This window comes from Vogesella alkaliphila (assembly GCF_014652475.1).
In the GTDB taxonomy this organism is placed as follows: domain Bacteria; phylum Pseudomonadota; class Gammaproteobacteria; order Burkholderiales; family Chromobacteriaceae; genus Vogesella; species Vogesella alkaliphila.
The window spans coordinates 25901-38453 of record NZ_BMYW01000013.1 but is presented as its reverse complement, the minus strand read 5'-3'; the positions used below and the strand labels follow the sequence as shown (position 1 = coordinate 38453).

Sequence of the window (12553 nt, the reverse complement as noted above, 5' to 3'; positions counted from 1 at the left end):
CCGATGTCTCGAATCGAGCGGCACTCAATCAGGTGTGGCTTGAAATGGAGAATAGAGCTTTTCTAAAGAAGATGAATCGATGTAAAGTTAAAATATCATTGCAAAAAACTTACCAATCAACATGAACTCAGAACTCGCCTTCTTCTGCCTCCTGGTCAAGCAGGGCAGTCTTATTGCCACTGCACGGGAATTGAACCTGACCCCACCGGCAGTATCCCGCCGCCTGGCTCAAATGGAGGAGCGACTGGGCGTGCGCCTGATGAACAGGACGACCCGCAGGATTAGCCTAACCAGCGAAGGTGAGGTCTACTTCCAAAATGCGATACGCATTCTCAGTGAAATAGATGAGATGGAGCGATTAGTATCTAGTAGCCGAGCCGACCCGAAGGGGCTGTTACGGGTCAATGCGCCGCTGGGCTTCGGACGCTCTTACATTGGCCCAGCCATTTCTGCGTTTACGAAGCAGTATTCGGATGTCGAGGTACAGTTGCTTCTTTCGGATCGGCCAGTCAGTCTGCCGGATGAGGCAATTGACGTGTCAATTCGCTTTGGCGACATCCCGGACTCACGCTTGATTGCCAAAAAGGTTGCTGGTAACCGGCGCTTGCTGGTTGCTTCTCCAAACTATCTGCGTGCAAACGGCCTACCAAGCTACCCCCACGATCTAACAAAGCATCAATGCATCGTGTTGAGACAAAACGAATCCGCTTATGGCAACTGGCGTTTGAGCCGGGGAAAACAGACAGAGACCATCAAAGTGAATGGCAAGTTAAGCACGAACGATGGGGAGGTTGCCCTCAACTGGGCGCTGGAAGGGCACGGCATATTGATGCGAGCAGAATGGGATGTAGCCAAGTACTTGAGAAGTGGCCGACTGATGCAGGTTCTAGCAGATTACGACACACCACCAGCCGATATCTATGCTGTCTACCCGGAAAGGCTCAATCTATCGGCCAAAGTTGCCTATTTTGTCGAACATCTGCGCAACTACCTGAGTCAACATGCTGATAGCCCAAACCCAGGTAACTCAAACTGGTAACTAGTCTGTCCTCTCTTGGGGGCAATGAGATAAGGCAGCTTTCTCACGAGCAGCTGTCAATTCAATGAAACATGGCCTATGGCTGCTTTGGCCGATCCGCGGCTTCCTCCTCGCTGTACTGCGTTGCCACCAATAATCAGATTCCTTTCCACTGAAAAGGAGTCTGTCATGGGTACCACACCGAAGCGTGAGGCATGGAACAAAGGCAAGCTGATTGGCCAGAAACCGCCTCTAAAGCCAAAAGACATCTGGGCGATCCGGATCCACCTCCAGAATAAGCACGCGGTTCGAGACTTAGCCATGTTCAATTTGGCAATCGACAGCAAACTACGTGGCTGTGACTTAGTCAGCTTACGAGTGCGCGACGTTACGAATGGAAACCAGATTTTGCCCCGTGCTATTGTCGTCCAACGCAAGACACAACGCCCGGTACAGTTTGAGCTAACAGAGCCGACCAGGTTGGCCGTTGCCGCCTGGCTAGAGAAAGCACATTTGCGCAGTGATCAGTATCTCTTCCCTAGTCGGTTGGAAGACTCTCCACATTTATCGACTCGCCAATATGCACGGATAGTGCACATGTGGGTCGAAACCGCTGGGCTGGACTCATCAATCTACGGTACTCACTCGTTGCGACGCACCAAAGCAACTTTGATCTACAAGAAAACAAAGAACCTGCGAGCGGTGCAAATTTTGCTTGGTCATACCAAGTTAGAAAGCACTGTGCGGTATCTCGGGATAGAAGTCGATGATGCTTTGGAAATTTCAGAGCAGATCGAAATTTAGGTAGTCGTTACGACCACACTTTTCCACCAAGGTGGCGGCTATCCTGTACCGCCACCAAGCTTTTCGGCCAAAGCAGTCACTCGGCTCTGGATCAACAATGGCTGTTTTCGATAAGAAAACAGCCATCAACGTATCTAGCAAATCGGAGCCGATTCAGACTTATTTCGCCTGCTCGGGCATAGAGAGACAGTCGTCAATAAAAGTTGACGGAATGGCCGATCGTCAACCATCATTGACACATGACCACTCTGAAAAATCTTCCGTCGCCTACCGACCCTGAAAAGGCGCTTGCTGCTGTCGTTTCTCTTCGCGTAACGGCTGACAAATTGGAATTAAGCGCAGTTGCTGCCGCGCTCGAACAGGGATGGTCTTGGTCCCAAATTGCTGAGGCCCTTGGTGTTTCAAAGCAAGCGGCTCACAAGCGCCTCGCAAGTTTAATTCCCAAGTCCGCTGTGCGACGTTAGGAGAAATTCGTGCTAAGCAAACTTCGACAGAAATTCCGCGACATCAAGACTATCAAGTCCCTCTTTGAGAAAGCCGAACAGCACGCCAACGCTAGCGGCCAACGAGAACCAGGATCAGAACACTTCGTGATGGCGGCATTTGGCCTTCCTGATGGCACCGCCCAGAACGCATTTCGCCGCCTAAATGCAGACCCCAATCAGTTTGCTACCGCAGTCGGCCAGCAATACATCAGTGCCTTGCACGATATCGGAATAAGTCTTTCACAAGGCAATTCACTTGTGAGCGATACTGCGCCCGTCCCGGCCAACAATGGGGTGTTCAAGGCAAAGCCTTCTGTCAAAGCACTGATAGCGGCACTATGGAAACTTAAGAAGGCCGATTCTGCCCCTCTGTTGGGTGCTCACGTGGTCTTGGCGGCGATATCAGCTCAATTCGGCGTGACGCCTCGTGCCCTTCAGAGCATGGGCATTGATCCCGCAAGTCTAGCCGCTGCAGCGAAAGCAGAAATTGCCGCTTTCCACTCAGCGTAATCGCCTGCCCCCCAACCCGGCAGTCGAGCGGACCTGCGCGAAAAGCCGCGCAGGCCGCTCACTTCTACGTTATGCATCAGCACGAGAATGATTGATGAATAGCCTTCGAAGTCGTTTTGTTCTATTTCTGCTGAAGCATCGTCATTGGTTCCGCCTGAAGCTGAAGAGAGAAACCATTGATTGGGATACTTCAATTCCAGAACTGCGTCAGCGAGTTGAGAAATCTGCGGGAAGGTTTGGCAAGCTGCCATCCGGAATCGAAGCATCACCTGTCGTGATTGATGGCCTTTCCGCTGAATGGATTCGACCTTCCCAGGTACAGGACAACCGAGCCATCTTGTATTTCCATGGCGGCGGGTATGTGATGGGCTCATGTCACGCGTACAGGGCAATCGTTGCGAAATTTGTCGCGGGCAGCGGCATAGGCGCTCTAGTATTCGACTATCGTTTGGCGCCTGAACATCCTTTCCCCGCAGCACTTAACGACTCACTGGCTGCATATACTTGGTTGCTGTCCCAAGGTTTTTCTCCTTCTCGCATCGCTTTCGTGGGGGATTCAGCAGGCGGAGGCCTCTGTCTGGCTACGCTGCTTGCCATTCGGGATAAGGCGATTCCTCTGCCAGCAGCAGTTGTTGCCCTCTCTCCTTGGACTGACCTTAAATGCACGGGAGACTCATATCGTCGCGAAGACCCCCTTGCGCCAGAAGGATCATGGCTCGTTTTCGGCAAATACTACGTCGGCGAAAATGATCCTGCCCAGCCTCTGATATCCCCCTTGTATGGTGACCTTACCGGTCTCCCTCCATTGCTTATTTACGCTGGCGAAAATGAATCGATGCTCGATGATTCGACGCAACTTGCTGAAAAGGCCCGAAACGCAGGAGTGAATGCCAGATTACAAATCGGGAGCGGAATGGTTCATTGCTATCCCGTGCTATCTCCGCTGTTCCCTGAAGCTAAAGAAGCAATGGACGACATTTGCACCTTTCTTCGCACATGTCTAGGCGCAGAGCAGTCAGAGACTCTGATGCAGTTGCAACAACAGGTCTTATCAGGCTGACTTCCAATATGCGTAGCCTGGACTGCCCCGGCTCCTGTAGGCAGTTCTGCCCTATGATTGGACTGTGGATGCGGCCAACCGTTTGTTTATACAGGGACTTCTCCGCGGCGATGCGCCAGCCCACTGCTACTGAAAACGGGGGACGTCGTCGGAGCGCCAGCTGCAGAGGCTGGCCTTTTTCGACGGTCTGACCGGGGAGGCCAACCGCACGCTGTTTAACGAGCAGCTGGAGCGCGCGCTGTAGGCCGGCCGCCCTGCTGCAACGCCTGCAGCAGGCGGTGAGCATCACGTATCCGCAGCCGGACGGGGCGCCGCTGGCGGTCGGCGCCAGCTTCGGCGTCGCCTGTTGCCACGGCGAGGCGCTGATGGCCACGGCGTGCCGGCTCGGCCGGGCTGCCGGCGGCCACGCTATGACAGACGCGGGCGGGGCGGGTATGCTGTTGTCTCCTGTCCCGTGTGTGTGCCGCCATGACCGTCAATCCCATCCTCAATAGCGATTCCTACAAGCTCAGTCACTGGGTGCAGTACCCGCCCGGCACCGATGGCATGTATTCCTACGTCGCCGCGCGTGGCGGCACCGCCTCGCATGTGCTGTTCTTCGGCCTGCAGGCGCTGCTGAAGGACTATCTCAGCCAGCGCATCACCCTGGCGCACGTCGACGAGGCGGAGGCGCTGGCCGCGCTGCACGGCCTGCCGTTCAACCGCGCCGGCTTCGAGCGCATCGTCAAGAAGCACCACGGCTACTGGCCGGTGCGCATCCGCGCGGTGGCCGAGGGCGAGCTGGTGCCGACCGGGGTGCCGATGGTCACCATCGAATCCACCGACCCGGCGCTGTTCTGGGTGGTGTCCTTCCTGGAGACCGCGCTGCTGCGCGTGTGGTATCCGATCTCGGTCGCCACGCGCAGCTTCCGCGCCAAGGAAATCATCCGCCGCTACCTGCAGCAGACCGCCGACGACCTGTCCGGCCTGCCGTTCAAGCTGCACGATTTCGGCGCGCGCGGCGTGTCCAGCTACGAGAGTTCGGAAATAGGCGGCCTCGCGCACCTGGTGAACTTCATGGGCAGCGACACGCTGGCGGCGCTGGTCGCCGCGCGCCGCCACTACCACGAGCCGTGCGCGGCGTTCTCGATCCCGGCGGCGGAGCACTCCACCATCACCGCCTGGGGCCGGCCGCACGAGGGTGACGCCTTCGGCAACATGCTGGCCCACTTCGCCAAACCCGGTGCGCTGCTGGCGGTGGTCAGCGACAGCTACGACGTGTTCCACGCCGTCAGCGAACTGTGGGGTGAACGGCTGCGGCAGCAGGTGATCGACAGCGGCGCCACCGTGGTGATCCGCCCCGATTCCGGCGAGCCGGTGCAGGTGGTGGCCGAGGTGGTGGAAAGGTTGGCCGCAAGCTTCGGCACCACGGTGAACGGCAAGGGCTACCGCGTGCTGAACCACGTGCGCGTGATCCAGGGCGACGGCGTGAACCTCGCCAGCATCGACGCGATCCTCTCAAGGCTGGCCAAGCTCGGCTACAGCGCCGACAACGTCGCCTTCGGCATGGGCGCCGAGCTGCTGCAGAAGCTGGACCGCGACACCCACAAGATGGCGCTGAAGTGCTCGGCGATCAGCGTCGGCGGCCAGTGGCGCGACGTGTTCAAGGACCCGGTCACCGACCCCGGCAAGCGTTCGCTGGGCGGGCGCGTGGTGGCGGCGCGCAACAGCCGCGGCGCCTGGGGCGTCAACACCCTGGAACGGGTGAGCGACGCCGACCTGCAGATGCGCGTGGTGTGGGAAAACGGCAAGCTGCTGCTGGACGAGGATTTCGCCACCATCCGCGAGCGCGCCGCCGCGCATCTGGAGCACTGACATGCTGAGCCCCGAACAAGTGGTGCAGGCGCAACTGGACGCCTACAACCGCAAGGATCTCGACGCGCTGCTGGCCTGCTACGCCGCGGATGCACGCATGTATGTCTATCCGGCCACGCTGGTGGCCGAAGGCCGCGAGGCACTGCGCGAACGCATGCGCCAGCGCTTTGCCGAACCGGACCTGCGTGCCGAGCTGCGTCGGCGCGTGGTGCTGGACGAGCTGGTGATCGACGACGAGATCGTCACCCGCACCTTTCCGGAAGGGCGCGGCCGCATGAGCATGACCATGATCTACCGCGTGGCGGACGGCCACATCATCGATGCCTCGGTGATCGCCGGCGCGGCGGTGCTGGACGAGCGCTGAAGCCGCGAGACGGTTCAGCAAAAAGGTTGGCCGCATGCGGCCAACCTTTTCATTTTTACGCGGCCTGCAGCCGCCGGCCACGCTCCGTGCGTAGCGGGCTTCAGGCGGCATCGTCACCGTCTTGCAGCGCCGCCAGCGGCAGCACGCGGATGGGGTTGCCCGGCACGTCCATGTTCGCCCACAGCCAGTTCAGGTGCGCGACCAGCGTCTCGCCGCTGGCGTGCGGTCTGTCCTTGCAGGTGTGGGCGTCGGCCACCACGGTGACGGCGTAGCCGAGCGAGGCGGCGCGGCGCACGGTGGTGTCGACACAGAAGTCGCTGGCGTAGCCGCCGATCCACAGGTTCTCGATCTCCTCGCTGTCCAGGTACTGGCGCAGGCTGGTGTCGAGGAAGCTGTCGCAGGCGGTCTTCTCGATCACCGGGTCGTCGGCCTGGCGCTGCAGGCCGGGGTGCAGCTGCCAGGCCTCGCTGCCGCGCGGCAGGTCGTCGGCGTGGTGCTGGATGAACAGCACGCGGTGGCCGCAGTCGCGGGCGTGGTCGATCAGGCGGTTGAGGCTGGCCAGGGTCTCGGCGCCGCGCGTGGCGCGCGGCGGCTGCTCGATCAGGCCGTACTGGAAGTCGATGACAAGCAGGGCGGTATGGCTCATGGCGGTCTCCGGTGGGCCCGGCCGGCGGTAGCCAGCCGGGGAAGCCGCATGCTAACAGCAAATCCGCCGCCCACGACAGGGGCACTCCCGCCGGGGATGGGACCGTTGCGGCCAACCTTGCGGCCAAGCTGACGACGGGGGCGTCAGGCGTCGTCGTCGGTGGCGTCCATGTTCACCGGGATGTACAGCTCAACCACGCTGTCCGGGTGGTCCGGCCCCAGGAAGCGGGCATCCACCAGCTCGAACTCGATGCCGGGCACCGCCACCAGCCCGGCTTCCGGCAGCCACTCGTCGTAGGCGGCGCAGAAGGTATCCGGCAGGCCCTGCACCGGGCCGTGGTGTTCCACGACCGCGTAGTGCTGCGCCGGGATGTCGATCGCCACCATGCCGGCCGGCACCGGCGCGTCGGCGCTCACTTCCAGCCCGGCGATGTAGCGCCAGCTGCCGTCCGGGTGCGCATCGCACACGCCGTAGCTGTTGGCGGACTGCACGTGCTGGATTTCCGGGATGCGCGGCAGGAAGCGCGCCCACAGCTGGGCGATGGTGCCGCCGTCGCTCTGCTGCCATTGCAGGCCGATGACGCGGAAGGCGGGGCGGGTGACCAGGGAGGGGGTTGGCATGGTGGACTCCGTTAGCAAGGTGTGGATGCAGGGTAGGCTGCTATGAGGGTAGTGTCGAGGCTGCGCTTTCGCCACCGTGGCGTGCCGGCAAAAAATTGGCCGCCAGCCCGTTGCCAGGCTTGCGGCCAACCTTGTTCACGCCGGGTGCGCGCTTACAGCAGCACGCGCTCGATGCCGCCGTTGCGGGCGTTGTCGACGTAGTCCTTCATCCAGTTGTCGCCCAGCAGGTGCTTGGCCATCTCCACCACGATGTAGTCGGCCTGGGTGCCGGTGTCGTCGCTGTAGCGGGACAGACCCTGCAGGCAGGACGGGCAGGAGGTCAGGATCTTCACCGGCTTGTCGGCGTCGCCCAGCTTGATCAGGTCCTTGTTGATCTCCTCTTCCTTGCGGAAGCGCACCTGGGTGGCGATGTCGGGGCGGCTGGCGGCAAAGGTGCCGGATTCGCCGCAGCAGCGGTCGTTCTGCACCACGCCGCCGCCCAGCAGCTCGTTCACCACCTTGATCGGCTGGTAGGCCTTCATCGGGGTGTGGCAGGGGTCGTGGTACATGTACTTCTGGCCGCCGACGCCGTCCAGCTTCAGCCCCTTCTCCATCAGGTATTCATGGATGTCGATGATGCGACAGCCCGGGAAGATCTCCTCGAAGCGGTACTGCGCCAGCTGGTCGTAGCAGGTGCCGCAGCTGACCACCACGGTCTTGATGTCCAGGTAGTTCAGCGTGTTGGCCATGCGGTGGAACAGCACGCGGTTCTCGGTGGTGATGGCGTCGCCCTTGTCCTTGAAGCCGGCGCTGGTCTGCGGGTAGCCGCAGCACAAATAGCCCGGCGGCAGCACGGTCTGGGTGCCGACGTGCCACAGCATCGCCTGGGTTGCGAGGCCGACCTGGCTGAACAGGCGCTCCGAGCCGCAGCCCGGGAAGTAGAACACCGCTTCCGCTTCCTCGCTCAGCTGCGGATTGCGGATCACCGGGATCACGTTGCCGTCTTCCACGTCCAGCAGCGCGCGCGCGGTTTTCTTCGGCAAGCCGCCCGGCATCGGCTTGTTGATGAAGTGGATCACCTGTGCCTTGATCGGCGCCTTGCCCAGCGTGGCCGGCGGCTGTGCCGTCTGGCTGCCGGTGAGGCCCAGCTTCTTGCCGATGCGGTTGCCCAGGCGCTGCAGCTTGTAGGCGCCGCCGACCAGGCCGGCACGGATGCCCTTGATGGTGGCCGGGTCCTTGGCGGTGAGGAAGGCCATGCCCAGCGCGGTGCCGGGGTTGAACTTCTTGTTGCCGGTCTTGCGCAGGAAGTTGCGCATCGCCACCGACACGTCGCCGAAGTCGATCTTCACCGGGCACGGCTTCACACAGCGGTGGCACACGGTGCAGTGGTCGGCCACGTCGGACAGCTCCTCGAAGTGCTTGAGGCTGACGCCGCGGCGGGTCTGCTCCTCGTACAGGAAGGCCTCGGTCAGCAGGCCCACGCCCAGGATCTTGTTGCGCGGCGAGTACAGCAGGTTGGCGCGCGGCACGTGGGTGGAGCACACCGGCTTGCACTTGCCGCAGCGCAGGCAGTCTTTCACCGAGTCGGAAATCTGGCCGATGTCGGACTGTTCCAGGATCAGCGATTCGGCGCCCAAGAGCGAGAACGACGGTGTGTAGGCCATCGCCAGGTCCGCGCCCGGCAGCAGCTTGCCCTTGTTGAAGTGGCCGTTGGGGTCGACGCGCGCCTTGTAGTCGCGGAACGGCTGGATTTCCTCTTCGGTCAGGAATTCGAGCTTGGTGATGCCGATGCCGTGCTCGCCGGAGATCACGCCGTTGAGCGAACGCGCCAGCTTCATGATGCGCTCCACCGCGCGGTGCGCGGTCTGCAGCATCTCGTAGTCGTCGGAGTTGACCGGGATGTTGGTGTGCACGTTGCCGTCGCCGGCGTGCATGTGCAGCGCGACGAAGGCGCGGCCGCGCAGCACCTTCTGCTGGATCAGGCGGATGGCCTCGGTGATGGGGCTGTCGGCCTTGCCGGCGAACAGCGCTTCCAGGTCGGCCTGCAGCTCGCGCTTCCAGCTGACGCGCAGCTTGAAGTCGCGCATCGCGGTGAACACGCTGGCCTCAAGGTTGGCCGCAGCATCTTCCAGCGGTGCTTGCGGCCAACCTTGCAGGTATTGCGCCAGCGGCGTGTCGAGGTTGTCCAGCAGCCACTGCCAGCGCTGCTGCACGGCGCCGATCAGCTCCAGCGCGGTCTCGCGGCGGTCGCCGATCAGCTCGTCGGCGGACAGGGTGCCGCCCTCGGTATCCACCGGCAGGCGGCCGTGGAAGAACTCGGCCAGCTGGCCCAGCAGCTTGATCTTGCTGGCGATGGACAGCTCGATGTTGATGCGCTCGATGCCGTCGCTGTAGTCGCCCAGGCGATCCAGCGGGATCACCACGTCCTCGTTGATCTTGAAGGCGTTGGTGTGGCGGGCGATGGCGGCGGTGCGCGAGCGGTCCAGCCAGAAGGTCTTGCGCGCCTCAGGGGTGACGGCGATGAAGCCTTCGCCGTGGCGGGCGTTGGCGTAGCGCACCACCTGGCTCGCGGCCTCGGCCACCGCGTTCTCGTTGTCGGACACGATGTCGGCGATCAGCACCATCTTCGGCCGGCCCTTGGACTTGGCCTTGGTGGCGTAGCCGACGGCGCGCACATAGCGCCAATCGAGGTGTTCCAGACCGGCCAGCTGCACGCCGGCCAGCACGCCGGCGCCGTTCGGCTTGAAGTAGTCGGTGATCTCGACGATGGCCGGCGTGGCCTCGGCCACGGTGCCGAAGAACTCCAGGCACACGGTGCGGGTGTGCGCCGGCATCTTGTGCAGCACGAAGCGCGCGCTGGTGATGATGCCGTCGGTGCCTTCCTTCTGCACGCCGGGCAGGCCGGCGAGGAATTTGTCGGTCACGTCCTTGCCCAGGCCGACCTTGCGGAAGCTGCGGCCGGGGATGTCCAGCTGTTCGCTGGAGATCACGGTCTGGCCGTCGTCCTGCAGGCGGGTGACGCGGAAGCTGGCGACGTCCACGTCGTGGATCTTGCCGTAGTTGTGGCCCAGGCGTTCGACGAACAGCCAGTTGCCGTCCGGATCGACCATCTTCCAGCTGGCGAGGTTGTCCAGCGCGGTGCCCCACAGCACCGCCTTCTTGCCGCCGGCGTTCATGGCCACGTTGCCGCCGATACAGGACGCCTCCGCCGAGGTCGGATCGACCGCGAACACCAGGCCGGCGGCGCTGGCCGCTTCCGATACCCGCGCGGTGACCACGCCGGCGCCGCACTGGATGGTGGCGCGCTTGCCTTCCAGCCCCGGCAGCTCGATGTACTCGACGCCGACGTGGCGGTCGAGCTTCTCGGTGTTGATCACCGCGCTGCGCTTGTCCAGCGGCACGGCGCCGCCGGTGTAGCCGGTGCCGCCGCCGCGCGGGATGATGGTCAGTTCCAGCTCGATACAGGCCTTCACCAGCGGCGCGATCTCGGCCTCGGTATCCGGGCACAGCACCACGAACGGGTACTCGACGCGCCAGTCGGTGGCATCGGTCACGTGCGACACGCGCGCCAGGCCGTCGAACAGGATGTTGTCGCGGCGGGTGAGCTTGCCGAAGCGCTTGAGGATGGCGGCGCGCAGCTCGCGCGTCTCGCCGAACTGCTGCTCGAAGCTGTCCACCGCCTGGTAGGCGGCGGCGATCATGCGGCCAACCTTGTCGTTGCCGTCGCGGCGTTTTTCCACTTCGCCCAGACGGTGGCGCAGCGCGCCGACCAGCGCGCTCAGGCGTTGCGGATTGTCCAGCAGGTCATCGACCAGATAGGGGTTGCGGTCCACCACCCAGATGTCGCCCAGCACTTCGAAAAGCATACGGGCAGAACGGCCTGTTTTCCGTTCTGCCCGCAGCTCTTCGAGTAATTGCCACATCGGTTCGCCCAGCAGGCGAATGATGATCTCGCGATCCGAATATGAGGTGTAGTTGTACGGGATTTCCCGCACGCGTGTGTGAGTGGTGGCGCTCATTGTGTCCCTGAACTTCGGCGATGATGTGTGGAGAGTTGCCGCGATTTTACCGCAATTGCTGCGCCGCGAAAAATGCCGCTCACGTCAGGCTGATATAACCGTTAGTGATTGGATATTGTCGCCATTATGCAATTAGCGCGGGCTGTTTTCCGGCGGGTGCGGCAGGGCAAGCGGCGGCCAGGATGGGCCGCCAGCGGGGTGAACCGGGGGAGCTTCAGGTCGCGAGCTGGGCGGCCAGCCGCACCGCCTCGAACAGGCTGCCGGGATCGGCGCGGCCGGTGGCGGCGAGGTCGAGCGCGGTGCCGTGATCGACCGAGGTGCGGATGATGGGCAGGCCCAGCGTGATGTTGATGCCGGCGCCGAAGCTCGCGTGCTTGAGCACCGGCAGGCCCTGGTCGTGGTACATCGCCAGCACCGCGTCGCCCTGCGCCAGCTTGTCCGGGTTGAACAGGGTGTCGGCCGGCAGCGGACCGATCAGGTTCATGCCCTCGTTGCGCAATGCGGCCAACGTCGGCTCGATGACGTCGATTTCCTCGCGCCCCATGTGGCCGCCCTCGCCGGCGTGCGGGTTGAGGCCGGCGACCAGGATGCGCGGCGCGGCGATGCCGAACTTGCTCACCAGGTCGGCGTGCAGGATGCGGATGACTTCGCCCAGGCTGTCGCGGGTGATGGCGTCCGGCACCGCGCGCAGCGGCAGGTGGGTGGTGGCCAGCGCCACGCGCATGCCGGCCCCGGCCAGCATCATCACCACCCGTGGGGTGGCGGTGTGCTCGGCGAGGTACTCGGTGTGGCCGGAGAACGCCACGCCGGCGTCGTTGATCACGCCCTTGTGCACCGGTGCGGTGACCATGGCGGCGAACTCGCCGCGCACGCAGCCGGCGATGGCGACGTCCAGCGTGGCCAGCACGTAGCGGCCGTTGGCGGCATCCAGCACCCCTGGCCGGCAGGGCGCGGCCAGCGGCACGTGCCACACCTCCAGCGCCCCGGCCGGTGCGGGCTGCTCGTGCCGGTAGTCGAGCAGCGGCACGTGCAGCCCCAGCGCGGCGGCGCGCTGTTGCAGCAGGGTCTTGTCGGCGATGACGACGCAGCGCGCCGGCAGCGCCAGCTCGGGCAGGCGCAGCACCAGGTCGGGGCCGATGCCGGCTGGTTCGCCGGCGGTGACGGCGAGGAGGGGGAGCGGGGTGGACATGAGCC

At 63.0% G+C, this 12553-nt stretch carries 11 protein-coding genes; 7 read left to right on the top strand and 4 right to left on the bottom strand.

Going from position 1 to position 12553, the window contains the following annotated elements; translation table 11 throughout:
- Nucleotides 1-121: 121 nt before the first annotated feature.
- From IE100_RS15230 to IE100_RS15200, 7 genes are all read left to right on the top strand, one after another.
- Nucleotides 122-1039, top strand: a complete 918-nt coding sequence (locus IE100_RS15230) for a LysR family transcriptional regulator (RefSeq protein ID WP_229800409.1) — start codon at nt 122-124, stop codon at nt 1037-1039.
- Between the two features lie 168 nt (nt 1040-1207).
- Nucleotides 1208-1822: a tyrosine-type recombinase/integrase gene (locus tag IE100_RS15225; RefSeq protein WP_189375362.1), complete on the top strand. Its 615-nt coding sequence runs from the start codon at nt 1208-1210 to the stop codon at nt 1820-1822.
- Nucleotides 1823-2061: 239 nt separating this feature from the next.
- A complete protein-coding gene (locus tag IE100_RS16630) occupies nt 2062-2286 on the top strand; it encodes a helix-turn-helix domain-containing protein (RefSeq protein ID WP_189375361.1) in 225 nt (74 codons plus the stop codon).
- Nucleotides 2287-2295: 9 nt separating this feature from the next.
- Nucleotides 2296-2817, top strand: coding sequence for a Clp protease N-terminal domain-containing protein (locus IE100_RS15215; RefSeq protein ID WP_189375358.1), 522 nt, complete (start codon nt 2296-2298; stop codon nt 2815-2817).
- 94 nt (nt 2818-2911) lie between these two features.
- A complete protein-coding gene (locus IE100_RS15210; RefSeq protein ID WP_189375356.1) occupies nt 2912-3877 on the top strand; it encodes an alpha/beta hydrolase in 966 nt (321 codons plus the stop codon).
- Nucleotides 3878-4345: 468 nt separating this feature from the next.
- A complete protein-coding gene (locus tag IE100_RS15205; protein WP_189375354.1) occupies nt 4346-5731 on the top strand; it encodes a nicotinate phosphoribosyltransferase in 1386 nt (461 codons plus the stop codon).
- A 1-nt stretch (nt 5732) separates the two neighbouring features.
- Nucleotides 5733-6095, top strand: coding sequence for a nuclear transport factor 2 family protein (locus IE100_RS15200; RefSeq protein ID WP_189375352.1), 363 nt, complete (start codon nt 5733-5735; stop codon nt 6093-6095).
- A gap of 100 nt (nt 6096-6195) precedes the next feature.
- Here the strand turns inward: IE100_RS15200 and IE100_RS15195 are convergent, their stop codons facing one another.
- The 4 genes from IE100_RS15195 to pdxA all read right to left on the bottom strand — a co-directional run bounded on the left by IE100_RS15195 (nt 6196) and on the right by pdxA (nt 12548).
- Nucleotides 6196-6741: a cysteine hydrolase family protein gene (locus tag IE100_RS15195; RefSeq protein WP_189375350.1), complete on the bottom strand. Its 546-nt coding sequence runs from the start codon at nt 6739-6741 to the stop codon at nt 6196-6198.
- A 143-nt stretch (nt 6742-6884) separates the two neighbouring features.
- On the bottom strand, nt 6885-7361 hold the full coding sequence (locus IE100_RS15190; RefSeq protein ID WP_189375348.1) for a GyrI-like domain-containing protein: 477 nt from the start codon (nt 7359-7361) through the stop codon (nt 6885-6887).
- A gap of 152 nt (nt 7362-7513) precedes the next feature.
- On the bottom strand, nt 7514-11359 hold the full coding sequence (locus tag IE100_RS15185) for a DUF3683 domain-containing protein (RefSeq protein WP_189375346.1): 3846 nt from the start codon (nt 11357-11359) through the stop codon (nt 7514-7516).
- 214 nt (nt 11360-11573) lie between these two features.
- A complete protein-coding gene (pdxA, locus tag IE100_RS15180) occupies nt 11574-12548 on the bottom strand; it encodes a 4-hydroxythreonine-4-phosphate dehydrogenase PdxA (protein ID WP_189375344.1) in 975 nt (324 codons plus the stop codon).
- Nucleotides 12549-12553: the final 5 nt, after the last annotated feature.

Excerpts from the sequence above, each read along its gene's own strand:
- IE100_RS15230 (WP_229800409.1), top strand. The coding sequence starts at position 122 with ATGAACTCAGAACTCGCCTTCTTCTGCCTCCTGGTCAAGCAGGGCAGT.
- IE100_RS15225 (WP_189375362.1), top strand. The coding sequence starts at position 1,208 with ATGGGTACCACACCGAAGCGTGAGGCATGGAACAAAGGCAAGCTGATT.
- IE100_RS16630 (WP_189375361.1), top strand. The coding sequence starts at position 2,062 with ATGACCACTCTGAAAAATCTTCCGTCGCCTACCGACCCTGAAAAGGCG.
- IE100_RS15210 (WP_189375356.1), top strand. The coding sequence starts at position 2,912 with ATGAATAGCCTTCGAAGTCGTTTTGTTCTATTTCTGCTGAAGCATCGT.
- IE100_RS15205 (WP_189375354.1), top strand. The coding sequence starts at position 4,346 with ATGACCGTCAATCCCATCCTCAATAGCGATTCCTACAAGCTCAGTCAC.
- IE100_RS15200 (WP_189375352.1), top strand. The coding sequence starts at position 5,733 with ATGCTGAGCCCCGAACAAGTGGTGCAGGCGCAACTGGACGCCTACAAC.
- IE100_RS15195 (WP_189375350.1), bottom strand. The coding sequence starts at position 6,741 with ATGAGCCATACCGCCCTGCTTGTCATCGACTTCCAGTACGGCCTGATC.
- IE100_RS15190 (WP_189375348.1), bottom strand. The coding sequence starts at position 7,361 with ATGCCAACCCCCTCCCTGGTCACCCGCCCCGCCTTCCGCGTCATCGGC.
- IE100_RS15185 (WP_189375346.1), bottom strand. The coding sequence starts at position 11,359 with ATGAGCGCCACCACTCACACACGCGTGCGGGAAATCCCGTACAACTAC.
- pdxA (WP_189375344.1), bottom strand. The coding sequence starts at position 12,548 with ATGTCCACCCCGCTCCCCCTCCTCGCCGTCACCGCCGGCGAACCAGCC.